Origin of the sequence: Peptoniphilus faecalis (assembly GCF_012976305.1) — a bacterium.
Taxonomy (GTDB): domain Bacteria; phylum Bacillota; class Clostridia; order Tissierellales; family Peptoniphilaceae; genus Peptoniphilus_A; species Peptoniphilus_A faecalis.
The window spans coordinates 45576-72089 of record NZ_JABDSR010000010.1; the positions used below are offsets into that span (position 1 = coordinate 45576).

The following is a 26514-nucleotide window of genomic DNA, read 5'->3' on the forward strand; positions in this document are numbered from 1 at the left end:
TTCTCCTATATAAATAGCGGCCAGAATATCCCCACAATCATAAGAGGAATGTCATAACAAATAAACTGTGGTACACATGTATCCCAAATATGATCATGTTGTCCATCAAAATTCAAACCTGCTGTTGGTCCCAATGTAGTATCTGATGCAGGAGAACCCGCATCTCCTAATGCTGCTGCTACCGCTATCATAAATACAATTGCTGCTGGTGAAAATCCAAGTTTTGTAGCTAAAGGAACATATATTGCTGCCACTACAGGAACTGTACCGAAGCTTGTTCCTATTCCCATGGTAATCAACAGTCCCAATATAGTCATTGTAAATGATCCTGCTAATTTTGAACCACCAAGTATTTTAAATGCTGCATCTACAAGTTCAGTGACTGCTCCAGATGTGTTAATTACATTTGCATATCCAGCTGCTATAAGCATTACAAAAGCAATAAATCCCATCAAATTAATTCCACCATCTAATACTTCTTGAATATCATTCCATTTTACGACTCTTGTAATTATTAAGAAAATCAATGCTGCTAGAGCACCTAATGGAAGTGATTCAGTTTTTAATTGAATTACCAAGGCAATAATTCCAGCTATAAGAGTAAGCCAATGTTTTGTCTCAACCTTGATTACTTCCTTAGAACTATCTACTACATCAAGGTTTCTTTCTTCATACTCTCTATCTCTAGAGTAATAAATTAATCCAAAAACTAAACCAATAAACATAGCAACTCCTGCCATCCAAGTGTTTTTCCATATTAAATCACCTATTATATTCAACCCAGCTTGATTTACAGAGTCTTTTATCAATCCTTGAAAAATTGCTCCATAGGCAATTGGTATTGTTATATAAGGTGCCTTTAATCCAAATCCAAAACATATGGCTGCCATTCGCCTATCCATTTTCATTTTATTCATCACAATTAAAAGTGGTGGAATTAAAATCGGAATAAATGCAATATGCACAGGAATTATAGTTCCTGATGCCATTGAAACCAATATTACGATTATAGCCAGCGTGAATTTATTACCTCGAACAACTTGTGATATTTTTTTCGCTAAAATATCTGCTGCTCCTGTTTTATTTATTGTAAATGCCAAAGCCCCAAGAAGTATGTAAGAAAGAGCTGTGTTAGCATTTCCTCCCATACCTGCTACAAAAACTTCCATAGTATTTGAAAATCCCATTCCTGCAGATAAACCCGCTGTTAATGCTGAAATAAGAAGTGCTGCCATAACTGGAAGTTTCAATAAACATAAAACCGATAAAACTATTACCGATATAACTATCGGATTAAATAAAATCATAAATCTCCTCCTAGTATAATAGTTTTTTAGTTAAAAACTACATTTCTTTTCTATCCCACACTCATCCTAAGATAATATTTATATAAATAGAGGTCGTATTCACCTTCTTGAAACTTGTATCTTAGTTAAGTGGCACGCACCTCTTTAATTAAATTAATTATGGAGATATTTTAAAACAATAAATGTGCTATAGGAGCTGTTAATATTAAGGTTAATATTACTCTCCATAACCATATTACAAAAATATCCTTTATTTTTAATGGTATTTTTGTTGCCATTATGCATGGTATTGAAGCTGAAAAAAACAATATTTCAGAAATACATAAAACCCCTATAGTAAATCTGTTAACCAAGCCCGAGTTTGCGTTTATAATCGCTGGTACATACATGTCTGCTAATGAAACTGCAACTCCCTTAGCTGCAAGCATTGGTTCTGGTATTTGTAAAATCTTTATAAGTGGATAAAATATATATCCTAAAATGTCAAATACTTTAGTATAGTTAGCAACTAATAGAGAAATAACTCCTATACTCATAATATTAGGTCCTATTTCCAACCCTAGTTTTAATCCAGCTTTAAAATTTTTAATTATATTTTTGGAGATAGGGGCTGCCTTTTCAAAAACTTCAATACCTTCCTTAAAAGCTCTTCTAATATAATTTCCTCTGATTTCTAATTCTACGTCAGGCTCTGCACCTTCATAGTAAGAATCTGAAAATTTATTTAGTGGATAAAGTCTTACTGTTAAGGCCGTTACTATAAATGTTACTATTAAACATATAAAGAAAAATAAAAGCCAATGTTCCATTATCCCTAAAGTATTTGCCGTTATTATCATAAAGGTTGCAGAAACTGTTGAAAATCCTGTCGCTATTATTGCTGCTTCTCTTTTTGTGTATTTCCCATCTATATAAGCTTGATTTGTTATAAGTAACGCTATAGAATATGAACCAACAAACGATGAAACTGCATCTACAGCAGCCCTGCCAGGAACTTTAAATATCTTGTTCATAAATGGTCTTGCAAAAACACCAATAAATTCCATCAACCCATAATCTATTAAAAATGCTAGAAAAACAGAACCAATAGGGACAATTACAATTACAGGTACTACAACTGCTTTAAATACATAAGGCGCCATGTTTTCTTGTATTATTAAATCTGGTCCTGTTTTTAAAAGTACCATAACTGTAAAAATTGCTCCACAAATTCCTAGAATAGACATTATAAATTTGAACATTCCATTCTTCCAATCTCCCTTTATAAATGGAAGCACTGAGCCAAATAAAATCATGCTTCCACCAACAACAGGTACAACATAGGGTATGGATAGTATCCATTTAACAATATGATCGACAGGAATAGTATTTCTATCTCCTATAGTTATTGGAATAAAGAACATGAATGAACCGAAAAGTGCATAAATTATAAATTTGATTAGATTATTGTTTTTTCTCATTCAACCACCTCCAATTTTCTAATCATATTAATTCGCTATTTTGTTAAGGTTGTTGGATTTTATAAAGTGTGTTTAAACCTGAATTCATTTTCATTATTTTTGTGAATATATGTTCAGTACAGCTGTTATTTAGGTGAAGTGAATTTTATATATAACTCTAGGACAAAACTTTTTAATTAGTTTCCTTAGCAACTTGCCCTAGAGTTATAAAATAATAATCTATTTAATTTTTTCCTTGGATATATTATTTAAATATTAACGATACATTCCTTCTGGTCCAAATGTAACTTCTTTAGCCGGTTTCCACCATAGTGGGATTTTAATTGAATCCTCTGTATATTTTCCTTTTCCATTAGCAACATCTTTAGCTGTTTCATATCCTGCTTGAGCATGACGTACAACTCCAATTCCAGAATCAACTGTTAGAGCTGCTGAAAGTCTTCTATCTGCTTCTTCTGTACCATCAGCAATCATCGTTACTCCTGTGTGTACTGCCTCTCCCATGGAATAGTTGCTTTGTATTGCAATTAAATCGCATCCCGCCGCTGCATTTAATAAACCATTTAGATATGGCCAGTCAGAAATATAATCTCCACCATCAGGCATGTTTTCTGATTCAAATGTTGGATTAACTATTGATCCAGAGTCAAGGTTATCTCTTGAAAATGCTACAGTTCCTTTAATTCTTCCTTCTTTAATAGCCTTATTAATTGCTAATCCAAACCTCTTTCTTTGTCCAAATCCCATATAACAAACTCTTGCTGGCATTCCTTCTATAGGTAAATTCTTCCTTGCTAATTTAATCCATCTTTCTACAAGATTGTCGCCTTTGCAAATTTCCAGTGCGATATCATCTGTGACTTTTAAATCTTCTGGATCTCTTGATAGACAAGTCCATCTAAAAGGTCCTCGACCCTCGCAGAAAAGTGGTCTTATATAGGCCGCTACAAATCCTTCTATCTTCATTGCTTCTTCTCTAGGAAATCCTGCATCCATACATTCTTTTCTAATAGAAGTACCATATTCAAATACTTCAACTCCATCTTCCTTTAATGCAACCATTGCAGCTAATTGACGTTTCATTGTTTCTCTTGCCATTTGTAGATATTTTTCTCTATCATTTATTCTAAGTTGATCTGCTTCTTCTGGTGTATAACCTGATGGTATATAAGAAATTGGATCATGACATGGACACATTTCAGAAAGGATATCTGGTCTAAAGCTACTATTTAGAACTTTTTCATATACATCTGCTGCATTTCCTACAAAACCTATTGACTTTGGTTCTTTACGTGCTGCATAGTCTTTTGCCATTTCAATTGCTTCTTCAAGAGAGTCTACTATTACATCTAGATAATCTTTTTCTATTCTCTTTTCGAGAGTTTTTCTATTTGCGTCAATTATTAAACAAACTCCTCCGTGCATCTTCATTGCCCAAGTTTGATTTGCTCCCATTCCTCCTGCTCCAGCAGTCATGTAAATTTTTCCTGTTAAGTCGTCATTAAATTCTTTCATTGCTATTGCAGATAGTGTCTCAAATGTTCCTTCAATTACACCTTGAGTTCCTATGTATTCCCAAGGAGCTGCTGTGTATTGTGCAAAAATTGTCAAGTTTTTATCTTGTAAATCATAAAATCTTTCCCAAGTAGCTTTCATAATATTTGTAGTTGCCATAACAACTGTAGGAGCTTCTTTATGAGTTTTAAATATTGCAACTGGCATACCAGATTGCACAACTAATGTCTCGTCATCTTCTAAATTCTTGAGGGCATCAACTATTGCCCAATAAGATTCCCAGTTTCTAGCCGCTTTACCATTTCCACCATATATTACTAACAACTCAGGAATTTCAGCATTTTCCATGTTGAATTCCAACATTCTTAAGATAGTTTCTTGTCTCCAACCTTTACATCTTAGAGTGTCTTTGTCTTTAAGTCCCCCACCTTGAGCTATAACTTTATAAAGTATCTCAGGATTTTCTCTGTAATATAATCCATTTTTACCATTCATATTATTCCTCCTATTTTTTAATTTATCTTACAACGTAAGTATACAGTTGCTGCGTTAATGTAAAGTTTATATTTGTAATTTTTTTAATTATTTTTTAAAAATTTTTTCTTATTTATTAACGCTAAATATATAAAAAAAACTTTACTTAATTGCTCGTTTTTACAAATGTTGTTTGTTTTTATAAAAATTAAAGGTGATGTTGCAGAGTAGAATCATCTACTCTGCAACATCACCTTGTCATAAGTCTGAAAAGATGCTTCACAGCACCTTTAAGAAAATTATTAAATTAAATGTCAGATTATGAAAGCAAATTTACTATAACCCTTGATATTTCAGCTCTAGTAATATAATCCTTTGGAGCAAAGTTTCCATCATCTCTTCCTTCAAACAATCCCCTGCTCACAGCTTTTTCAACTTCGTCCTTTGCCCAATCTGAAATTTTAGATTTATCTTTAAATTCTATTTTTTTAAATTCTTTTCTTTCAATTCCAAATTTTTCAAAATATCTATTTAATATAGCTGCAACTTCTTCTCTCGTTATTTCACGATTTGGTTTAAATTCATTGTCTTCGTAACCATATATAATTCCTTTTTTATTTGCCCAAATTACATAGCCATTTTCATCAGAATTTTTGTCCATGTCTTTAAATACTTCTTCGCTATAATCTTTTGGATTTACATTTTGCATTTTAGCAAGTGCTTTTACAAGTTCCATCCTAGTCGATTTTCTATTTGGATAGAACTTTCCGTTATATAAATCCATGAGATTTTTATCTAAAACCTTACTAATAAATTCTTCTGCCCAATGATTTTTATAATCTTCTTCATCATCTTTTTTTATTTCATTTTTTGTTTCTTTATTATTTTCAGTTAATATTGAAGTTACCTTTACTGGATAAGTTTTTTCATGATGGCTCCTTATAAATAAATTATCTTGCAAATTTTCCTTTGATTTATCTGTAATAATTTCAGCATTGTCCTTTATTTCAGTCCAAGGAATTTCTATTCTATCATCTTTTTTGTCATCTGCATTGTTTTCTCTTTCAAATTTTTTTGCAAAATCAAATCTTTCATTAAAGTTTAAAGATATTACATCGTCATTTCCCTTGCCCATCATATAATTTACATCAAAAAAAGTCTTTTCACCTTCAGATAAAGTTGCTGCATATGGTGAATAAGTTTTTAGAAAAATTTTATTTGCATCTTCGTCAAATTCAGCATATTTAAAAAATCCATTTCCACCATTATAAGAGAATTGATAATCAGCTAAAACTGTTAATACTGGCTTTTTATTGTCGTTCATATAAATCTTATTTCCTGCGCCATGGTAATGACCAGAAACCGTCATAAACACTTGGTCATATTTTTTAATTATCTTCCAAATTTCTTCTCCAACTCCAGAGAACTCTACTGAAGATGGTTCTGTATCTGAACAATCTACTATGTTATGTGATACAATTATTGTTGGATTTTCTTTATTGTTCTTTAAAAGATTTTCAAACCACTCTCTGTCACGACCAAGGTCATACCAAGAAAGTCCAATTATTAAATATTCATAGGATCCAGCTCTAACTTTCATATAAGAGGACCTACCAGAGGGAGAGTCGTTTACAACATAATTTGCTTTTTCCAGAAACTCTGAATCTTTTCCATAATATTCTTTATAAAATAAATCTCGTGGTCTATTTTTTGGATTTAGATAAAAGGCCTTATTATCATATCCAAATCCAACTTCAGGTAAATAATCGTGATTTCCTGGAATTATCATCGTTTTGATTTTTGAATCAGCAAGTTTGTAAAAAATATTTTTAGAATCTTCAAATTGTTCTTTAGAATCATAATCTTCAACTATATCTCCAAGATGTGAAACAGCCTTAATATTTCCCTTATCAGCATCCTTTATTAGTCCTTCAATAGCTTTATTCATTACATCTTTTTTAAATTTAATTGTGTTTTGTGTGTCAGGTAAAAATACAAAGTTGTAATTATTTTTGTTTTCTAAGGAAAACTCTTTGTTTGAACCAAAATCACCAGCAAGTTTTTCAGGATTAGGTATTATCCATTTGCTTTTATCTAATGCTCCCCTAGAAATTTTAATAGTCTGAATATTCCCGTTTAAAAATTTGTCTAGAGTTTGAAATCCTTCTTTCCACCAAGATGAACCCACTCTAAATCTTCCATCGTTTGAATCTGCAAAAATTCCCTTCATAGCACCCTTATCTGTTGAATCATAATTTCTAAAGGATTCAGCTCCATTTAAATAAGACTTAATATTTCCTTCGTTGTCGCAAGTTATTGCAACATGATACCATTGACCACCCTTATCCATGGCAATTGACCAAACGGAAGAATCCATCATATGTGAGTCATCAGCATTTGCTGTTAAATATTGAACTTCTTTACAATTTGAAACTGCAATAGAAGTTGAACCAAGCTGTGGTTCATCCATTGTCTTTACATTTTTAGTATCTGCTACTTGTCTTGCAAGAATGCCCATCCATTTGTCATTATTAGTCCAGTCCTTTGGCAAATAATATAAAATTTCAATTGTGTAACCATCTCTAAAAGTTTCGCTATTTATTGGTGCTTCCTTAACTGTAATAAAATCTGCCCCCTTATCCTTTGCTACACCAGAAAATTCAATTGAACCCTTTCCATTAGTGGATTCATCTGAAAATTTAAGATAATCTTCCCATTTTTCTGCATTCTTGTCATTAGTTAAATGTCCACCTGTATAAGTTTGCATTATTAAGTCATTATTATTTCCACTTGCATCTTTAATTATAAGATCACCCTCAGATATAGATCCTGTCGAATTATCCCTATTAAAATTCCACTCTGCTATAACATTTTTCTCTGCAAAAATAGAATTTGGCATTAAAAAAATCCACATTGCCACAAATAAAAATAATGAGCATGCTTTTACTTTTAAATTATTTTTCACTTTTATACCTCCATGATTATTTTTCACTGCTAATATAGATTAATTTTGTCTAATCTAAGATAAGAAAAGGTAAAAAATAGGTAAATCAAAATTTGTTTCATTATTTTTTGCAAGAAAAAAGAGCAAACTTTACATGTCTGCTCTTTAAAAGTACTATTTAATTTTTATTAAAATAATTTTTTAATTAGTAAGCAAAAATTATTCTTCAATAGAAATTTTTGATGCTCCATTAATTTTAATATTTAAGTCATAATATTTTGTAAGTGCTTTAATCATATAAACTGGATCCTTTACGCCAGCTGTTTCATAATTTGAGTGCATTGCAAGTTGTGGAAGTCCAATGTCAACTGCGTGAAGTGAAACTTGTGTGTTAGATAGGTTTCCAAGAGTTGAACCTCCTTGCATATTACTTCTATTTGCAAAGTGTTGAACTGGTACATCTGCTAAAGCACAAATCTTTTTAAATACTGCTTGTGAAAAAGCATCTGATGTATATTTTTGATTTGCCGCTTCTTTTATAACAATTCCCTTGTTCATGAAAGTTTTATTTTCATCATCAGTTAATTCTTTATGATTTGGATGAACTGCGTGGGCATTGTCTGCACTTATTAAGAAGGATTTTGCCACAGCCTTGTGGTATTCTTCTTCCTCAAAGCCAAGAGATGCATTAAGTCTTTTTAATGTATCGTGAAGTAATGTACTCATTGCACCTTGTTTTGTATTTGAACCAACTTCTTCGTTGTCAAAGCAACAGTAGACATTTACTGCCTTATCATTTGACCCTTGAATAAAGGCTTTAAGTGAAGTAAAAGCACATTCTAAGTCGTCAAGTTTAGGTGAAGATATGAATTCATCCTTGTATCCCCAAATTTTTCCTTCCTGTCTATTTACTAAGAATAAATCTTTAGAAATAATTTGATCAACCTTTATTCCAAGTTCATCAGCGATCATTTTATCATAATCACCTTTTTTCATTGCTCCTGTAGTAAATAATGGAAGCAAATCCACTTGTCTATTATAATTATAGCCCTTATTTACATCTCTATTCATATGGATTGCTACATTTGGAATAATTAAAATATCTTTGTCTATATATAAAAGTTTAGATACAATCTCATCTTTTTCTTCAACTAGCACTCTTCCTGCTATTGTAAGAGGTTTGTCAAACCAAACGGAGTCAATTGGTCCTCCATATACTTCAACATTTAACTTTATATAATCTCCAGGTCCTTCAAGTTCTGGAATACTCTTAATTTTAAATGTTGGAGAATCAGAGTGGGAAGCTACTAGTTGGTAGTGATAGTCCGAAAGATCCTTACCTACTTTAAAAGCAATTACACTAGAATCATTTCTAGTTGTGTAATAATTTTTGCCCTTTTCAATATTCCAACTTTCACCTTCTCTTATTTCAATAAAGTTTTCTGCGTCAAGATAAGATTTCACAGTGTCAATTGTGTGGAACATACTTGCACTTTTTCTAATAAATTCTAACAATTCCTTTGAAGTTTCTAAATAATTCATGCTTCCTCCTTTAAGAATTTAGTTAAGTTTTCTATCTTCCTTTGCTCTAAGCTTTGGTAAAATTACTCCAAGTGCAACAAGTACAAGAGGTGTAATTACATTAAGTGCCATTTGCATTGGATCATCTGAAATCATACCTAGTATACAACAAGCTAATGTTACTATAAAGCACCAGAATCCAAAAAATAGTGCAATTCCCTGATTTCGAGTAAAGAAGAAATCTCTTTTTACATCTTTTCTATTCTTTCTCAAGTAAATATATGCTAAAAATACCCATAGGTAACGAAGTGGCATTGTAATTGAATTAAGTTTTGTAAGTTGTCTTAATACAGTTGCCGCACCAGGCACAAGAATTTGTGCAAGAATAATAGAACCTGCAAGAACTATAATAAGTTTAATTCCATTGATATAAGCTCCATATTTATTTTTCTTGAGAAGCTTTCTCGGTATATATTTATTTGTCCTGTCGTCGTCAAGTAACATTCTTAATGGTGCATCAATACTTACAACAAGCGTAGAGAATTGACCGATCATGTTACATAATGCGTAAATAATCATAATTGCATTGCCAACACCATAATATTCTCCTAATTTTTGGAAAGCCCAATAAGCACCATTTGCTGCATAAGAGTCAAAAGTTGCTGGGTCCGAATTAATTATAGCAGGGTCAAACATCATGCCCATTGCAATAGTACCAAATATAGCCGAAATAACTACCATTACCGCTGCAAAAATCATTGATTTAGGAAACTCAGTTGAAGAATTTCCATCCATATGATTTACATAAGGACTCATTTTTTCAATTCCACCAACGGCAAATACAAGTATTGATAAACTTGTAAAATACTTCATATCAAATGTTGGAATTAAATTGTCAAGTGACCAGTCCATAGCTTGGTAACCACCATTAGGATTTATTTTTGGTGCAGCGAACATCATCAATATGTAAAGAATTCCCATTACAAACATACTAGAACCAGCAATAGTTGCCAAGTTTTTAAGTGGATTAAGTCCCCTACTAGCTACCCAACAAAATATTAAAAACACCGCTAAAGTTGCAAGTTGAACATACACAGTAGGTAATGAGTCATAAACTTCTGCATTTTGGAAAAACATCCAACTCATTGCCTTTAGTCCACCAGAACCCTTAGAAGCAATGTATGTGATATGACATGCCCAATAAGTCCATCCAGCGTAATAAGCTAATTTATCGCTTGAAGTTGCTCTAATCCATGAAGTAACTCCGCCACCCTCGTCCTTGAAGGCCGAACCAAGTTCTCCTACCATTAAAGCATTGGGTATAAAGTAAAGTGCGAACATTAGAATCCATGAAAATATTACTTGAATTCCGTTAAAGAACACGAATCCATTTACAACATTTCCAAAGCCCCATAAAGTAGAGAATGCCATAAATGACAGCATATACCACTTTATTTTCTTTTGTGAATCTTGCATTTTTTATCTCCTCTCATATTATAATTATGCTATCAAATTAATAATATCAAAAAAGAAATATGTAGTCTAGTCTATTTGAAGAATATTAAAAACATTTTTACATTCAAATAAATTTTTTATATCTGTTTAAATCAATTCTCATATAAAGTTTAGGCTCCCATTAAATACATAATTCTTTTGATTTATAGTATTGAGTTAATCCTTTTGTTTTAAAATTGGTTTTTAACATTTTTAATTTAAAAAATACAATTTTATTTTTAAATATTTCATAGTTTATAAATGTTTTTAAATTAATATAGTTTTTTTACTATATTGTATGATAATAATTAAAACAAAGAACTTTTTTTATATACTAAATATATTATAAGTAATAGAATAAAATAATTTTTCTATAACTTTGTCATTAAAAAACTGACCTGCAAAAGTTAGTCTTAGGTCTAACTTTTGTAGGCCAGTTCAAAGCATTTTAACAAATTAAAGTGTTTTTTGCTTTTTACATCTAAAATATTTAAAAGGTAGGATAAATAATAATGGAATTGCAAGTAAAGTCAATGATAATATATTTCCAATAGGAGTAAATAAATTAAATACATTTCTTATTCCAGATTGAGCTATAAATATTGAAATTACGCTAACAAAAATACATACAGTTAAAATTTTCAAATTATTATTATTTATTGATTTTGGTACAAACACTGAAAATCTATCTGATACAGCAGTTAAACATGATGCTCCAGTTGATATAAAAGCTAACATCAACAATAAAGCGTATGCAACAGTAGTACCCTTAAAACTAATTACATTCTGCATAATGTATAAAGTTGGAATTTCCTGAGATACTGCTTCTGTGTATGATAACAAAACTAAAGCTGGAAGCCATAATGCTGTCGAACACATCAAAGCACCTAAGGTTAATGTACTTTTTAGATCTTTATCATTATTAAATTTCTTCACATTAAGCATATAAATTGCCAGAAAAGATGCAAATGATGCAGTATCCGCAAAAGCCCAATAAAAACCTCTGCCAAAATTGGCACCTTTCGGCATCCAACCACTCTTAACTATTTCTATTAGATTTGGAAATCCTTTTATTAAAGCTGGTATGTAAGTTAAAAATAATATTGCTAACATTCCAAATGTCATAATACTTTGAATCTTATTTAAAAAATCTAATCCATAAAATGAAATAAATATACATACCACAGAAATTATTATTACTCCAAACAACACAGGTGTTCCTATAAATTGGTTTAATAAAACGCCCCCGCCACTAAACGCAAGTGCTAAAGAAAACATCAAATTATAAATTACCGCTAATTCACCTAAAAGCGTAAAATACTTTTTGAAATCTCCATAAGCAAAGGATAAAACTTCATTATACTTTTCAAAGTTTTTCATCCTCGCTACTTGAAGACCAAAATAATATATAACAAACATCAATATAATTGTTACCCAAGGAAAGAATATAGACATCCATCCTCCTTTAGTAATAAAGAATCCCGCTATTGAAACTCCAGAAGCAGTCCCTGCTCCTAATAAACCTCCAAAATGTGTTGATGCTATTCCAAACTTATCTCTAAATCTTAATTCTTCATTCACATTATCACCTCGTTAAAATCCAAATATTATTGCATTATTTCAACTCTTTGATAATTTTTTTACATTGATCGTAAAACATAATTTCATCTATTGAGTATAATAATATTTTTGATCCGCTATCTAATACTTCTCTCGCTGTCTTTATTGAAACTTTTGGCCATGAAACAGCAACAGTTGGAATATCATATTTTTTAGATAATTCCAAAATCTTATCATAAGCTTCCAAAACAAAGGGATGATCCCAATTAACTTTTTCTCCCTTTTTTACTAGTTGTTGTGCTAAATCGCCTCTTCCAAATAATACAGCGTCTAGACCTGGTTTTAATTCTCTAAAGATATATTCCGCATTATTAACACCATCAATATCCTCAATTAGAGGTATAAACATTACGTTATTACTGTGATAATCAAGATAATCATCCCAATCAGAAGTTGAATAACTTGAAGCTCTAATAGAGGAGCAACTTCCTTTTTTACCTTCAGGTGGATATCTCATTGAATCAATCGCTTTTCTTGCGTCTTGAGCACTACTTATATGAGGTACAATTATACCTTGAGCTCCTTCCTCAACTCCTCTTGCAATTAAAGAATAATCGTTTTCTGCAACTCTAACAATTGTACTTATGTTAGCCGCATCTGCTGCCCTTATAAGATGTCTCATGTTTTCTATAGAAACTGGAGCATGTTCCATATCTAACATATAAAAATCAAAACCAGTATAACCCAGAATTTCAACTAAAGCTTCACTCCCTGTATATAGCTCTAATCCTATAGAAATTTCCCCTTTTTTTAAGTTTTTTAAAATCTTATTTTCAACTGGATAAAAAGTCATTTTATTTCCTCCTTTAATGACAATACTTCACATAATTATTAGGCATTATTGTATCGATACATAAACTCATGTTATAATGTGATTAATTCAATCCTTTTCTTATGTTTAAGATAACATAAATATTTAATTATCGCTATGACTGAATTTTTATTAAGATATAACGTTTGTGTGATAAAGTTTAGAGGTTTTAAAATGCTAGATAAAAAACAAATAAAGTACCTTAGTGTTTTGATAAAATATAAAAATATTTCAAAAGCTAGTGAAGTTCTTTTTACATCTCAACCATCTTTGAGCAGATACTTAAAAATGATTGAGTCTGAATTAGGTTTTCAAATTTTTGATAGAAGTTCTTCTCCATTTAAGCTAACCAAGGAGGGCGAAATATATTCTAAATATTTAGAAATGTTTATAGATTTAGACTCCAAAATGCATAATGAAATAAGAGCTATCGATGATAAAAAAGAAGAAATTAGAATATCAAGCTTACCTTTCTTGAGTTCTTATATTTACCCTAATTTCATCCCTATCTTTATAGACAATAATCCTAATATTACACTAAATATAACTGACTATAATGAGAAAAATAATGAATATCTAATATTAAATAATTTAATAGATATTTTTATAACTAATTCTAAACCAAAACATAAGAATTTACTTTATAAATTTGTAAATAAAGATAATATTTATATAATTTGTAAATCAAATAATGCTATAAATTTCAAATATAATTTAAAGAATAATTCAATTAAAAATCCAATACCTATAGATTTCGAAGACTTCAGAAATAAAACTTTTTATTTAGTAGATCCTTTAGAAAATATTGGTAAAATATCAAAGGATATATTAATTCAAAATAATTTTACACCTAAGTCGATAAAATATGTTCCTAATATATTATCATCAGTTTCTATGCTTGATCAAAGTTCAGCAACTTTTATTACTGAATCCTCTCTATTTTATGTACCTATAAAAAAAGATATAGTCTTTTTTAAAGTCAAAAATTATCAAGATTTAATGTCAATTGGGTTTATATACCATAAGGACTTTAATGCAGAATTAATTAATAAATTTTATTATTCAATGGTAATGGCTCTATCTAATAAAATTGTCTAATTTTGTTGTTTTAATATTCAAAACAATTGACTATTCTTTTTTTAAGTTTTTGAACTATCTTAATTTTATAAATTTATATTTCAAATATCTATTAAGTAATATATTCACACATTCATAAATCAAACAAAAATAATCCTCAATTATTTAATACCAAAATATATTCAAAATTTTGGTCTTTGAAATAATATGAGGATTGTTTTTATTTTTTATTTATTCTAAAACTTCTTCTGCGACCTCTTTTAGTAATGCAATTTTTTTCCATTGATCTTCTTCTGTCAATGTATTTCCTTCTTCTGTTGATGAAAATCCACATTGTGGTGAGATGCATATATTTTCTAGAGAGATATATTGTGAGGCTTCTTTTATTCTTTCCTTTAGTTTTTCCTTATCTTCAAGTTCTGGCCTTTTGCTTGTTATTATGCCAAGGACTACCTTCTTGCCCTCTGGAATTTTAGAAAGTGCTTTGAAATCGCCACTTCTTTCGTCATCGTATTCAAGGTAGAAAGCCGATACCTTTTCTTTTGCAAATACATAATCAGCTACTGCATCATAGGCTCCTTTAAAGTGATAGGATGATTTGTAATTTCCCTTGCAAATATGTGTTGTGATATTTAATCCATCTGGTGCCTTTTCTATTGCTCTATTATTTATTTCTAGATAAATTTTCTTTAAGTCTTCAATATTCTTGCCGTCAGATTCATAAATTTTCGTGGCATCTTCGTCTACTAATGCTCCCCATGTACAATCGTCAATTTGTAAATTTCTGCAGCCCAATTCATAAATTTCGTGAAAAAATTCTCCATAAGCTCCTGCCACATCTTCTATAAACTTATTTTCATCTTGGTAAACTTCTCCGCTGCCTATTTGCTTATAGACAGTTCTTAAAAGTTGTGCTGGTGATGGAATTGTTTGTTTTGCTACAGTATTTTCATCTTCAAACTTTTTTATGAATTTATAGTGCTCTAAAAAGGGGTGATTTTTTCCGCCAATTTTCCCTACAATTTTTACTCCTTCAGGTCTTAATGTTTCACCATGGAAGTGAATTAGTTCATCTTCTTTTAAAATATATTTTTCAATTCCTTCTAGTCCCCAAAAAAAGTCGTAGTGCCACCAGCTTCTTCTAAATTCTCCATCAGATATGATTTTTAATCCTGCTTCTTTTTCTTTTTTAACTAATTTTTCAATTTCTCTGTCTTCAACTTCTTTAAGTTCTTTGGAGTCTATTTCTCCCTTTTTAAATTTCTCTCTCGCAATTTTAAGTTCCACAGGTCTTAAAAAAGATCCTACTACGTCATACTTACTTGGTGCTAAAATTTTTGTCATTTTCTTTCTCCTTTTCAATTCATCTTGAGAATGTATAAAAAAAGTCCTTACTGTTTTAAAAACAATAAGGACGAAATTTTCCGCGTTACCACCTATTTTGCATAAATGCCACTCTCAAGTACCAACATACTCTATCTCTGTAACGGGAGCTCCCGTAAAAGTCTAATATCGACTAATCCCATCAGAGGCCATGTTCATCTTTCTTTTCCTTTGCCCCTTTCACCAAACGGGGTTCTCTGTAAAATTCCAAGTAAGATTACTCTTCTCTTCAAATGGTTTAATTTTATTTTTAACTATGTTAACATCTTTAATTTTTTCTGTCAAGATTTAATTTAATTTTTTTAAAATTTCTTCAACTCTTTTGCGAAGATTGTATAAATTTTCTCTTACATCTTTTATTTCTCTATCCACTCGAAGGTCTGTGAATATGTTGTCAAAAATTACATCTACAAAAAAATCGTAATTTGTGTTGCTTATTTCCTCGTCTAAATTTAACTTCAAATCGCCAAGTTCTTTTTTGGCAATTGCTAATTTTTCTCGAATAACTTCTAAATCTTTATTGATGTCCTTTATTTTCGATCTTTTTACAAATCCCACTATGCTAGAGCCTGCAAAAATGTCAGCTATGCTCCAATTGCGTGCACTCTCTGTGTTTTTTATAACTTCATCAATTTCATTTCTTAAATCTAAAAGGGCATCCTTTGCTTCCCTTACTTCTTTAGAATCTAGCATATTTTACTCCTATTCTGGGTCTTCTATTTCATTTGCTTCTTTTGAAATAACTGCTCTATCCCCAGGATTTAAAACAGTATCGCCCCTTGGCACAATTATGTCTCCACTTGGAGTTTGCACCATAATTATAAGTTCATGTTTATCAATGTGAAGGTCTTTTACTTTTTTGCCTGCCCATTTGTGAGTATCGGAAATTTTTATTTCTAATAGATCTTGACCTGTTGAATCGAAGTAAGCTTCGCCACCTAGTACAACTATATCTCCGTCTTTAAGGTAGGTGTTGCCCCTTGGTACGATGCTCTTTTTATCTCTTTCGATTTTTGCAATTATTATATTAAAGGCTAATTCTATCTCAGATATTTTTTTATTTACCCACGGAGAATTTTTTGCAACATAAGTTTTTATAAATTCAAGATCTGTCTTGTCTGAATAATAGTTAAAGGTCCTTAAAACTGAGTCATCGGGGTCATACATGTCCAACTTTTTTGTGGCAAAGGGCAGTGCTGTTCCCTGTATTAACAGTGAAAATATACAAATTACAAAAACTATGTGGAAAATATCAATGGAGATGTTTACTCCAGAGTTTACAACCATTATAGCGAAGGCAATGGCTGCTGCTCCTCTAAGTCCTGCAATGGAAATTAATGTCAACTGATTTTTTTTCATCTTAAAGGGTGCCATTAATCCAAAAACCGAAAGTGGTCTTGCTATAATTAACATAAATATTGTAATTATAAATCCAATTGGAATTGCCTTTATTATCAAGTGTATGTCAGACAAAAGTCCCAATAAGAAAAACATTGCAATCTGAAAAATTGTTGAAAGCCCGTCATAGAAAAATACTACATCTCTTTTTTTTCTAAACTCGTGATTTCCAATGTAAATTCCAAGGATATATAATGCTAAATATCCGTTGCCACCAACAAGTGATGTTAGAGAATAAGTTCCCAACATCATCGTTGCTATAAAAACTGAGAAGAGTCCTTCTTCGTCAAGGGATAATATCTTTATAATTTTTATAAAAATAAATCCAAGTAAAAATCCACCGAGAACTCCAAGGACAACTTGTTGCAAAATAATTACTGGAACTGAAACACTATAACCAGATAAAATTGACAAAAACACCATTGTCATTGTATATGCCGTAGGGTCATTAGAACCGCTTTCGATTTCAAGAAGTGATGCTGTGGAATATTTTAAGTTTAAGTTTTTTGAAACTAAAATATTGGATACAGAAGCATAATCTGTTGAAGCAACAACTGAGCCAAGTAGCATTGATTCCAAAAAATTAATTTTTAAAATGTAATGGCAAAAAAGTCCAGTTAATATTGCAGTTGCAAAAACACCTAAAGTAGCAAGACTTATAGACTCTTTGGCAGTAGGACGACCCATTGTCCAGTTCGTTCCAAATCCACCGTAAAAAATTATTATCATAAGTGAAATTGAGGCAATGTTTTCTGCAACTTTATAATTATTAAAATCATACCCTAGTGCTGAAAATAAAACTCCCAGTGCCAAGAACAAAAGCAGTGCGGGAAGGCCTGATCTGTTTGAAATTTTTGTGGCGATAATCGCCAATAATAATACTAATGTTATAAGTAATAGATTCATAATTCTCCTATTTTTTAAAAGGAACTGCCTATGACAGTTCCATATATTTTAATTATAACATATTTAATTAATTAAAGTTGCAAAATAATCAAATTTAAATTTTATTTGCAGATTTAAATACATAGAACAAAATTCCCGTCAAAGCGTAAAATCCAATTAAAATAAAAAACAATGCCCTATTTTTATTTATCGCTGCCATTAAAAGAGTTAGTAATACTATGACAATTGCTAGAATAATTTGTACCCTTCTTAGAGTCTCATTTATTGCACCTGCACTTGTCTTTATATATTGATTTGCTAAAACTGAAATCATTATAAGTGTTGCTATAAAAATTAAAATTTTTTCTAAAATTTTTAAAATCTTATCTCTATTCATTTTCACTCACATAAGCCTTAATTCCTTCTTTTAAAATTTTCATGCTTTTTTTAAGAGCATCTGTATTTAATATAAAAGCAAGTCTTATCATTTGCTTTCCTTCTTCTTTGTTTTTAAAAAATCCCTTTGCTGGTGCAAATACAAGAGTTTCTCCGTCAATATCAAAGTTTTCAATCATCCATATTGCAAATTTTTCTGTATCGTCGACAGGAAGTTTTGGCATTACATAAAAAGCTCCCTTTGGTTTTTTTACTTTCACGCCTGGAATGCTAATTAATTCTTCATAAATTACATCGCGTCTTTTTTGATATTCTTTGTTTACCTCTTCAAAATAACTTTTGTCTATTTCATACAGTTTTGCAGCAGCCATTTGTTCAATAGTTGGTGCAGCAAGTCTACAATTGCAAAGTTTATTTATTCCATCATTAAAGGCTTTGTTTTTTGATGCAACTGAGCCAATTCTTGCACCACAAGCACCAAATCTCTTTGAAATTGAATCGATTAAAATTAAGTTTTCTTCGATTCCTCCCACCTCTCCAAAGGATTTATAATTGTTGCCATCGTAGACAAATTCTCTATACACTTCATCTGCTATAATGAATAAGTCGTATTTTTTTGCGAGATTGACTATTCTAATAATTTCTCCTTCAGAATAAAGTGCTCCTGTTGGATTAGTTGGGTTTGAAAGTAAAATTGCAACTGTCTTGTCTGTAATATGCTTTTCAATTTCTTTCTCCTCAGGAAGGGCAAAACCCTTATCTGGATCAGTTTTAAAAACATTTAATTCAACTCCAAGTTGCTCGAATACTGTCATGTAATTTGTATAGAAGGGATCCGTTGTGAGAACTGCATCTCCTTCATCGGCAATAACTTGAAATGTAAATAAAATAGCTTCACTTGCTCCATTTGTGATGTAAATATCATCTGCATCAAAATTTATATTTCTTTTTTTATAATAATTTGCAGTTGCCTCTCTTAATTCGCTAATTCCCTGTGCATAAGCGTAAGGGAGCGGACCCTTTTTAATTTTTTGAAAAGTGTCATAATAAATATCTGGCACGTCAATATCTGGTGCGCCAATATTAAGTTCATAAAGTTTTTTTCCATCTTTTTTAGCCCTATCAACATAGGGTGTAAGCTTCCTTATTGCAGAATACTCTACACCTTCAATTCTCTTTGATAATTTCATCTTTTCTCCCTTCATTGCCATCTAAGGTCTGGTCCAAAAAACCTAATTGGCACAAATTTTTGAAAAACTCGTGAAAAAACTCTATCAGTATAGGTTTCCGAAAGTTCTTTAGGCGATAAATTTGTAGAAATTAAAGTTTTTTTCCCTCGCAAAAGTCTTGTGTTAATAATGTTAAAAATCTCTGAAGTTGTAAAAGAGTTTACAAGTTCAATCCCAAGGTCATCTACGATTAAAAGATCGGACTCAAAGTACAAATTGTACTTATCGTCATCTATATTCTTAAACTTTCTATCTTCAATTGTCTTTAGAATTTCATAGGCAGTCTGATAAATAACTATTATGTCTTTTTTTATGAGTTCAGAGGCTATGCAATTAAGTAAAAAGGTCTTGCCCTGTCCTGTTGGTCCCCATAAAAGTAAATTCACATCATTTTTTTCATCGAAATTATTTATAAAGCTTTTTGAAATTGCAAGGATGTTTTTCATATTTTCCCTTGGCGACATATTGAATTCTTCATAAACTTTTTCAGAAAAAACATTTAAATCAAATTTATCGAAATTTTCTTTGTCAAGCATATAGGAAATTGAGCTCATGTCGTATAATTCAGATACAATTAGTTTCTTTAAACAGTGGCATTTCTCGTTATCTTCATTGATCCCTGTATCTAGACAATCTTTGCAAGTATATATCTCTTCAAGATAATCTCTAGGATAACCTTCCTTTTCTAAAAATTCCATCTTTTTAAGTTTTAATGTATAAATTTTTTCCGACTGCTCTATGGATTTATCTTGATTTGGATTTTTTATCTGTTCAATGGAAGCCCTTAGAGCAATATCTCTAATAAGCCCATCGATTTCCCTTACTTCTGGGATTTTTTTGTAAATTTCTTCCACTCTTTTTTCATGAGTCTCAATGTTTTTCTTTCTCAAGTTTTCGTAATAATTACTTATCTTTGCCGTGAGTTCCATAATCAACACCTAATTTTTTAAAACCTTCACGCTGTTTTCGCATTGCAACATCAACTAATTCATCTTCTGAATATTTATCTGTAATTTGCTTAAAATTATGGAAAGCCGTTGGTTTTCTTTTCTTTTTCTTCTGGTCCTTTTCTTCAATTTCTTCAACTGAATTAATATTAAGTTCCTTCCATTTCCTCAAAATAGCATCGACATAATTTACATTGGGCTTAGAAATTTTTGAAGTCCTGTTGCAAGCAGCTAGGATCAAGTCCTTGGAAAAATTAAATTCATCAAACCATGAATTAATAATATTAAAATCAACTTGTGAGAATTTTTTGTCCACTCCAATATATCGCATGACCTTTTTATATCTATAATATTTTACATCGTGTTCAATATAAGATTTTTCAACATCCTCCATGGTCCTAATATTATCGCGAGACCAATTTCTTACGACTTGCTCAGCATAGGAAATATTGTAAATTCCCTTAATTTCCGTTGTATAAAAAAATGCCTCTTCGATTAAATCAGCTGGCATATTGTAAGATGTAATCCAATTAATAATATCAATTTTTTTCATTGGAGCAATGGGCTCTCTCATCAAAAATTCTACTCTAGTGAGTAAATTCGCATAAGTTGGATTCTCTACGATTTCTGAATAACCCTTTTCCTTCTTCTTCTCTTCTTTCAAGTTGTAAACATTGTTGATGTAGAGTTCTTTTAAATTCACAAACTTTATCTTTTCATTTTCTATTTCAACTATGCCCATCTTTTGCCAATATTGCCACGCTCTATTGACATCAGATTCCAGTATGCCAAGGTAGTCGGCGAGCTTTTCATTAGTCAAGTCTTCTCTATTTTCCTTTGCAAATTTGTAGCCTAGTATATAGACTTTAACAAATTCACCATTGGCTCCAGGCATAAAATCATTTATAAAAATATTTTCTATGGAAGTCTCTCCAAGGTCGTATTTATTTTTTTCAAGTAAAAACATATATCACCAATCCCTTTCAAGGTCTAGTTCCATTTTTACGGAGTAATAAAAAGTTTTATTAAAAATAATTTTAAAAGATTCACTATTATTTTTAAAATCCAAATTATTTTCGTCATATTCTCCATTGGTAAAGCGCATAAGAAACTTATACTTTTTTGTAAACCCAAGGCTTTTGTAAACTTTTCTTGCTCTTTTATTGTAATCTGCTACAAGTAAAATTATCTTTTTAAAATTTCTATTTTTTAGATAATCTAAAAAAATTTTTAGGATTTTTTTGCCAATGCCCTTATTTATATAATTTGGATCAAGCACTATTCCAAGTTCTCCTCTTTTTAAAAAAATATTGATGTTTTTTAAGGATAGGTAGCCAATTATTTTCTCTTCTAAAAGAATTACATAATACTCTGAAAAGGGTCGCTTGGTCTTCCAATTGTACCAATCTATAATATTTTCTTCTCCCTCTTCAATAAAATTGTATTCTAAAAATAAAATTGAATTATGTTTACCCCAGTTTCTAAAAGTAAAAACATCCTCTACTTCCATTTTTCTAAAACTAAGAGCTGAAAAATTTTCCATAAACTCCTCCGTATAAATTATTATATACTATTTTATAATCTCTATAAAGATTTATCATTTATTAAATAATATTTTTGGAGTTTATATAATTCTACGAAGTTTAAATATATATAATTTTTTTTAATTTATGTTAAAATAAAGTAGGATAGTAAAAAATTATACAATTCGTAACGAGGAGAGTCTTTATGCGGAAAAATGAAAATTTAGATGAAATAGATATCGAAATTTTAGAGCTTTTGAGAAAAAATGGAAGAATGAGTCATGAAGATATTTCAAAGCAGTTAAATCTTACAAGACCTGCTATCCATAGAAGAATATACAAAATGGAAGATGCTGGGTTTATCAAGGGCTATAAAGTCTTAGTTGATTGGCAAAAAATCGGCTACAATATAGATACTTATGTCCTTGTAAAAGTTAATACAAATAATTTTGAAAATCTAATTTCTAAAATCATGGAAATAAAGGATGAAAAATTTAAAATTTTTGAATGTTTTAGAGTTACAGGTGAACACTGCATTATGTTGAGAATAAAAACTGTAAACACTTCAGACCTTACAAGGTTTTATGATATTATTTTAAAAATAGAAGGAGTAATCGACACAAAAACTCTGTTAATTCTATATTCAGAAAAGGGAAATGACGAAATTTTCACAAAAATTGATAAAAAATAAAGGATGGTTTTATGGAAGAGAAGATACTCGTAGTAGACGACGAATCTGCAATTTCTGAAATTATAAAATTTAATTTTGAAAAAGAGGGATATGTAATTGACACTGCCGACAACGGCAAAAGTGCAATTGAACTTGCAGGCGAAAACAATTATGGTTTAATTCTACTAGACATTATGATGCCAAAGTTAAATGGTTTTGAAGCCCTTAGAGAAATAAGAAAATTTTCTGATGTACCTGTTATTATGCTAACAGCTAGAGAAGACGAAGTTGATAAAGTCCTTGGACTTGAGCTTGGTGCAGATGATTATGTGGTCAAACCCTTTTCTATGAGAGAGCTCCTTGCAAGAGTAAAGGCAGTCCTAAGACGCTTTGATTCACAGGAAAAAAAGGAAGAAGATACAAAAGTCTTAAAGGTTATGGATCTTGAAATCGACTTAAATAAATATCAAGTTAAGAGAAAGGGCGAAAACATCAAACTCACTCTCCGTGAGTTTGAACTTTTAAAATATTTAGCTTCACACCCTGGTATAGTTTTTTCAAGAGAAGAACTCCTTGAAGAAGTTTGGGAATATGAATATTATGGCGATATAAGAACAGTTGATGTAACTGTAAGAAGACTCCGTGAAAAAATTGAGGATGAAAACAAAGATTTTAAATACATCAAAACTAAAAGAGGAGTTGGATATTTATTTTCATCAGATAGTGGAGAATCCTAATGAGCCATTCTATTAAATCGAGATTTATTTTAATTTACGTAGTACTTGTTTTAATCTCCATGTTCATCGCCTCTACATTTATAATAGATAGACTTGAAAATGTGCAGATAGAAACTGCAACTACTTCCATGGTAAAAACCATGGACACACTTGCAACAACAACTTCAGCTTTTTTTAAAGATAATAATTATGAAACACTACCCCAGCTTGATGCGACTCTAAAAGACTGGGGTATTTCCAGTGAGGAATCCGCTTACATCATTTCCCCAGAAAAAGCTCCAAGGATACTTGCAAGCACAAAAAATATTTCATCAGAAAATTTTAGGGATGCCTATACCCTTAAACTCATTGAGCCAAAACTTGTAATGGATGCATTAAGAGGCAAAACTCGTGAAAAAATAGTTGAATATAAAAACGAAGGCAGCATTGAAAAACATATTGCAAGACCAATTTTATCTGGCGACGGAAAAATTCTTGCAATTATTTATATGACTAGAAATTTAAATTCTATTTATTCTGTAATAGAGGACTCAAAAGTAATAATTACTTATGCAACTATTATTTCTCTTGTTACTACATCAATTTTGGGATATTTTATAGCAAATTCCATTACAAACCCAATTCGTGCCCTTACAAAAAAGGCAAGTGCCATGGCAAAGGGTAATTTTAACCAAAGCGTTGAAGTAAAAAGCGACGATGAAATTGGTGAATTAGGTTTGATGTTTAACTTTTTAACAAAGGAACTTCGCGAGACTATAGAAAAAATGGACCTTGAAAAGTCAAAGCTAAACACAATTTTTAATTACATGGCTGAAGGTGTAATTGCCATTGACAGAAATAATAAATTAATCCACGCAAACTCCATTGCCAAGAAAATTTTAAATATTTCTGAGAAGGACTTCAACCGTGAAATAAATTTAAAAAGTATAAATCTTTACAATATCGACTACAAAAACGAAGATACTTTAAAGGGAGAAGAGCTTACAAAAATTTCCGACACTTTCTACAAAATTAAGTATGCCCCTTATAAATCCGATGCCTTTATAAATTCTGGACTAATAATTGTGCTTCAAGATGTAAATAAGGAACACTTGCTCGATATTATGCGCAAGGAATTTGTGGCAAATGTAAGTCATGAACTAAAAACTCCCATTACTACAATTAAATCTTACACAGAAACTCTTTTAGATAGCGACCTAGACACTGATTCTGAAAGGAAGTTTTTAAAAGTAATCGACAGAGAAAATTCGAGGATGTCTAGGATTGTTACAGATCTCTTGTCTCTATCAAATATAGATTACAACAAGGACAATTTTAATTTTGTAAAATTTGATACCTATGAATTTATTGACGAGGCTATTGAATCTCAATCATTACTTATCATGCAAAAAAATCACAAAATCGAATTTGACATTGCAATGGATATAAAGGACATTTACGCTGACAGAAATGGTGCTGACCAAATTCTTACAAATATTATTTCCAACGCCTGCAAGTACACCCCAGACTTTGGAAAAATTTCAATATTTGCAAAAAATGTTGGAGATTTTGTTGAAATAAAAGTTTCCGACAATGGTATTGGTATACCAAGAGAAGATCTTCCACGAATTACCGAGAGATTTTACCGCGTGGAAAAGGGTAGAAGTAGAGAAATGGGCGGCACAGGACTTGGCCTTTCTATTGCCAACGAAATGATAAAATCCCTTGGTGGAAATTTAAAGGTAGATTCAGTTTTAGGAGAAGGCACAACAATTACTCTACTCTTTAAAACAGGTGATAAAGATGAAAAAATTTCGTAGATATTTATCTACTTTGTCAATAATATTTTTAATACTCCTATTAGTTTTCCAATCAAAAAATCTTTGGCTCTCCTTTGACACAAAAGACAAAAATACAAAAACAGTTGAAGATGTAAATGAATTTTTAAAGGAAATTTTAACTCCTCAAAGAATTGTCGCAAATTTAGGCGATAGAGAGCATTATATGACTACAGATCTTTCTGAATATTGGAAAAAAACTGCCCAAGATATTTCTGAAAAACTACAAAAAGCAACTTCTGATAATTTAAAATTAATTGACACTGAAGAATATTTGAATCTACAAAAGAAAAAATCCATTGTATTTAAATTTAGTTCGCCATTATCAGGATCAGTTTTTGTAAATTTAATTGGCGACAATAGAAATAGCAACGATATAAATCTTAGTGTAGACTCCATATATATATCTGATCTTGGAGAAATCTACATATCTGGGATCAAAAATTTTTATAAACTAATGGACATTAAAGTTGATTTTCCCATTGACGATATAATAGATGAAGTAAAGGAGAAGGGGATTCGCTCCATAAATTTTTATGAAGCCTATGGGATTAAAAAGGATATTTACATTCCTGACGAAGACTATATTTCTCTTCAAAAAGTTTCTTATATATCTGGACTTTATAATCTTGAAGAAGATAAAAAGTCTACTCTTGCCGAAAGATTTTTAAACGTTCCCATCGATTACATTAGAGAAATCACCGTAGATGGTAAAAATACTTATATCTATGAAAATGAGTACCTATCACTTTCCTACGATGGTATGATAGAATATTCTCTAGAATCACTTTTTGATGTAAAAGCGAGAGATTTAAATAAATCCCTCAATAGAGCAGTGGAATTTATTGCACAAAAAACTGGAATTAGCAGTGGAATTTATCTTGAAAAAATTGAACCCTGCAATTACAACGAAAATCTTGGCTATAGGTTTTATTTTAACCTAAAAGATGGACAAATTCCCCTTGTACTTCCTTCAAAGGAACATAGTTTTATCGAAATTGATGTGTATTCTGAATTTGTAAAAAATTATAGGGAATATTACATTAGGAAAGACGACAACCCAATTTACAAAAAAGAAAAAATTTATCTTAAAAAAATTCACAAAATTATAAATAAAAATAAAGATTTATTTAAAAATAATTCAACCATGGATATTTTAAATTCAATAGAAAATTTAAATTTAGTCTATCTAATCTTTAGCGATGTCAAGGCAGCTGAACCAACGCTTGCCTACGAAATTCTCTACATGGGTAATATTTATTATTTTGACACAGAAACTGGAAACTTAATGATGGTAAGGTAGTAT

General features: G+C 30.7%; 21 protein-coding genes and 1 other annotated feature. Of the genes, 5 read left to right on the forward strand and 16 right to left on the reverse strand.

Translation table 11 applies throughout. The annotated features are described in order from the left end of the window. Positions 1-5: 5 nt before the first annotated feature. The 8 genes from HKO22_RS07965 to HKO22_RS08000 form a co-directional block, all read right to left on the reverse strand. Positions 6-1307, reverse strand: coding sequence for a Na+/H+ antiporter family protein (locus HKO22_RS07965; RefSeq protein WP_169969843.1), 1302 nt, complete (start codon positions 1305-1307; stop codon positions 6-8). Positions 1308-1477: 170 nt separating this feature from the next. Further along, a complete protein-coding gene (locus HKO22_RS07970) occupies positions 1478-2767 on the reverse strand; it encodes a YjiH family protein (RefSeq protein ID WP_169969845.1) in 1290 nt (429 codons plus the stop codon). Between the two features lie 255 nt (positions 2768-3022). After that, a complete protein-coding gene (locus HKO22_RS07975; RefSeq protein WP_169969848.1) occupies positions 3023-4777 on the reverse strand; it encodes a urocanate hydratase in 1755 nt (584 codons plus the stop codon). A gap of 298 nt (positions 4778-5075) precedes the next feature. Further along, positions 5076-7721, reverse strand: a complete 2646-nt coding sequence (locus tag HKO22_RS07980) for an S-layer homology domain-containing protein (protein WP_169969868.1) — start codon at positions 7719-7721, stop codon at positions 5076-5078. Positions 7722-7919: 198 nt separating this feature from the next. Continuing rightward, complete coding sequence (locus tag HKO22_RS07985; RefSeq protein WP_169969870.1) at positions 7920-9242, reverse strand: M18 family aminopeptidase; 1323 nt, start codon at positions 9240-9242, stop codon at positions 7920-7922. Between the two features lie 18 nt (positions 9243-9260). Next, on the reverse strand, positions 9261-10697 hold the full coding sequence (locus tag HKO22_RS07990; RefSeq protein WP_169969872.1) for an APC family permease: 1437 nt from the start codon (positions 10695-10697) through the stop codon (positions 9261-9263). A gap of 474 nt (positions 10698-11171) precedes the next feature. After that, positions 11172-12296 carry a hypothetical protein gene (locus HKO22_RS07995; RefSeq protein WP_169969874.1) on the reverse strand — a complete coding sequence of 375 codons (1125 nt, stop codon included), beginning with the start codon at positions 12294-12296 and terminating at the stop codon, positions 11172-11174. 34 nt (positions 12297-12330) lie between these two features. Further along, a complete protein-coding gene (locus tag HKO22_RS08000; RefSeq protein WP_169969876.1) occupies positions 12331-13128 on the reverse strand; it encodes an HpcH/HpaI aldolase family protein in 798 nt (265 codons plus the stop codon). Positions 13129-13320: 192 nt separating this feature from the next. On the opposite strand from HKO22_RS08000, the gene HKO22_RS08005 reads away from it, so the two are divergent. After that, positions 13321-14244, forward strand: coding sequence for a LysR family transcriptional regulator (locus tag HKO22_RS08005; protein WP_169969878.1), 924 nt, complete (start codon positions 13321-13323; stop codon positions 14242-14244). A gap of 210 nt (positions 14245-14454) precedes the next feature. Here HKO22_RS08005 and HKO22_RS08010 read toward each other — a convergent pair whose 3' ends face one another. The 8 genes from HKO22_RS08010 to HKO22_RS08045 all read right to left on the reverse strand — a co-directional run bounded on the left by HKO22_RS08010 (position 14455) and on the right by HKO22_RS08045 (position 22004). Beyond that, positions 14455-15567 carry a 5-methyltetrahydropteroyltriglutamate--homocysteine S-methyltransferase gene (locus HKO22_RS08010; RefSeq protein ID WP_169969880.1) on the reverse strand — a complete coding sequence of 371 codons (1113 nt, stop codon included), beginning with the start codon at positions 15565-15567 and terminating at the stop codon, positions 14455-14457. Positions 15568-15630: 63 nt separating this feature from the next. After that, positions 15631-15848, reverse strand: a binding site (T-box leader). 46 nt (positions 15849-15894) lie between these two features. After that, on the reverse strand, positions 15895-16299 hold the full coding sequence (locus HKO22_RS08015; protein WP_169969882.1) for a hypothetical protein: 405 nt from the start codon (positions 16297-16299) through the stop codon (positions 15895-15897). A 9-nt stretch (positions 16300-16308) separates the two neighbouring features. Further along, complete coding sequence (locus HKO22_RS08020) at positions 16309-17910, reverse strand: potassium/proton antiporter (protein ID WP_169969884.1); 1602 nt, start codon at positions 17908-17910, stop codon at positions 16309-16311. A gap of 94 nt (positions 17911-18004) precedes the next feature. Next, positions 18005-18286 (reverse strand): hypothetical protein, encoded by a 282-nt coding sequence (locus HKO22_RS08025; protein ID WP_169969886.1) that lies wholly within the window; start codon positions 18284-18286, stop codon positions 18005-18007. Beyond that, entirely contained in the window at positions 18279-19475 is a 1197-nt protein-coding gene (locus tag HKO22_RS08030; RefSeq protein WP_075660383.1) for a pyridoxal phosphate-dependent aminotransferase, read from the reverse strand. The genes HKO22_RS08025 and HKO22_RS08030 overlap by 8 nt, the downstream gene beginning before the upstream one ends. Before the next feature lie 11 nt (positions 19476-19486). Beyond that, positions 19487-20443 carry an ATP-binding protein gene (locus HKO22_RS08035; RefSeq protein WP_075659670.1) on the reverse strand — a complete coding sequence of 319 codons (957 nt, stop codon included), beginning with the start codon at positions 20441-20443 and terminating at the stop codon, positions 19487-19489. Further along, the gene (locus tag HKO22_RS08040; RefSeq protein WP_075659671.1) at positions 20418-21428 is read right to left on the reverse strand and encodes a DnaD domain protein; all 1011 of its coding nucleotides are present in this window, start codon (positions 21426-21428) and stop codon (positions 20418-20420) included. The genes HKO22_RS08035 and HKO22_RS08040 overlap by 26 nt, the downstream gene beginning before the upstream one ends. A 3-nt stretch (positions 21429-21431) precedes the next feature. Then, a complete protein-coding gene (locus tag HKO22_RS08045) occupies positions 21432-22004 on the reverse strand; it encodes a GNAT family N-acetyltransferase (RefSeq protein WP_075659672.1) in 573 nt (190 codons plus the stop codon). 185 nt (positions 22005-22189) lie between these two features. On the opposite strand from HKO22_RS08045, the gene HKO22_RS08050 reads away from it, so the two are divergent. The 4 genes from HKO22_RS08050 to HKO22_RS08065 are packed head-to-tail and all read left to right on the forward strand — an operon-like array spanning position 22190 to position 26511. After that, the gene (locus HKO22_RS08050; RefSeq protein ID WP_075659673.1) at positions 22190-22675 is read left to right on the forward strand and encodes an Lrp/AsnC family transcriptional regulator; all 486 of its coding nucleotides are present in this window, start codon (positions 22190-22192) and stop codon (positions 22673-22675) included. A gap of 11 nt (positions 22676-22686) precedes the next feature. Beyond that, on the forward strand, positions 22687-23391 hold the full coding sequence (locus HKO22_RS08055) for a response regulator transcription factor (RefSeq protein ID WP_169969888.1): 705 nt from the start codon (positions 22687-22689) through the stop codon (positions 23389-23391). Beyond that, positions 23391-25190, forward strand: coding sequence for a HAMP domain-containing sensor histidine kinase (locus HKO22_RS08060; protein WP_083635535.1), 1800 nt, complete (start codon positions 23391-23393; stop codon positions 25188-25190). The genes HKO22_RS08055 and HKO22_RS08060 overlap by 1 nt, the downstream gene beginning before the upstream one ends. After that, positions 25174-26511, forward strand: coding sequence for a hypothetical protein (locus HKO22_RS08065; RefSeq protein WP_083635536.1), 1338 nt, complete (start codon positions 25174-25176; stop codon positions 26509-26511). Before HKO22_RS08060 ends, HKO22_RS08065 begins: the two co-directional genes overlap by 17 nt. Positions 26512-26514: the final 3 nt, after the last annotated feature.

Bases quoted from the DNA above. Each gene is read 5' to 3' on its own strand.
- HKO22_RS08005 (WP_169969878.1), top strand. From the start codon at position 13,321: ATGCTAGATAAAAAACAAATAAAGTACCTTAGTGTTTTGATAAAATAT.
- HKO22_RS08060 (WP_083635535.1), top strand. From the start codon at position 23,391: ATGAGCCATTCTATTAAATCGAGATTTATTTTAATTTACGTAGTACTT.
- HKO22_RS08045 (WP_075659672.1), bottom strand. From the start codon at position 22,004: ATGGAAAATTTTTCAGCTCTTAGTTTTAGAAAAATGGAAGTAGAGGAT.
- HKO22_RS08020 (WP_169969884.1), bottom strand. From the start codon at position 17,910: ATGAATCTATTACTTATAACATTAGTATTATTATTGGCGATTATCGCC.
- HKO22_RS08000 (WP_169969876.1), bottom strand. From the start codon at position 13,128: ATGACTTTTTATCCAGTTGAAAATAAGATTTTAAAAAACTTAAAAAAA.
- HKO22_RS07975 (WP_169969848.1), bottom strand. From the start codon at position 4,777: ATGAATGGTAAAAATGGATTATATTACAGAGAAAATCCTGAGATACTT.
- HKO22_RS07970 (WP_169969845.1), bottom strand. From the start codon at position 2,767: ATGAGAAAAAACAATAATCTAATCAAATTTATAATTTATGCACTTTTC.
- HKO22_RS07990 (WP_169969872.1), bottom strand. From the start codon at position 10,697: ATGCAAGATTCACAAAAGAAAATAAAGTGGTATATGCTGTCATTTATG.
- HKO22_RS07965 (WP_169969843.1), bottom strand. From the start codon at position 1,307: ATGATTTTATTTAATCCGATAGTTATATCGGTAATAGTTTTATCGGTT.
- HKO22_RS08035 (WP_075659670.1), bottom strand. From the start codon at position 20,443: ATGGAACTCACGGCAAAGATAAGTAATTATTACGAAAACTTGAGAAAG.
- HKO22_RS07985 (WP_169969870.1), bottom strand. From the start codon at position 9,242: ATGAATTATTTAGAAACTTCAAAGGAATTGTTAGAATTTATTAGAAAA.
- HKO22_RS08050 (WP_075659673.1), top strand. From the start codon at position 22,190: ATGCGGAAAAATGAAAATTTAGATGAAATAGATATCGAAATTTTAGAG.
- HKO22_RS08010 (WP_169969880.1), bottom strand. From the start codon at position 15,567: ATGACAAAAATTTTAGCACCAAGTAAGTATGACGTAGTAGGATCTTTT.
- HKO22_RS08065 (WP_083635536.1), top strand. From the start codon at position 25,174: ATGAAAAAATTTCGTAGATATTTATCTACTTTGTCAATAATATTTTTA.
- HKO22_RS08025 (WP_169969886.1), bottom strand. From the start codon at position 18,286: ATGAATAGAGATAAGATTTTAAAAATTTTAGAAAAAATTTTAATTTTT.
- HKO22_RS08055 (WP_169969888.1), top strand. From the start codon at position 22,687: ATGGAAGAGAAGATACTCGTAGTAGACGACGAATCTGCAATTTCTGAA.
- HKO22_RS08040 (WP_075659671.1), bottom strand. From the start codon at position 21,428: ATGTTTTTACTTGAAAAAAATAAATACGACCTTGGAGAGACTTCCATA.
- HKO22_RS08015 (WP_169969882.1), bottom strand. From the start codon at position 16,299: ATGCTAGATTCTAAAGAAGTAAGGGAAGCAAAGGATGCCCTTTTAGAT.
- HKO22_RS08030 (WP_075660383.1), bottom strand. From the start codon at position 19,475: ATGAAATTATCAAAGAGAATTGAAGGTGTAGAGTATTCTGCAATAAGG.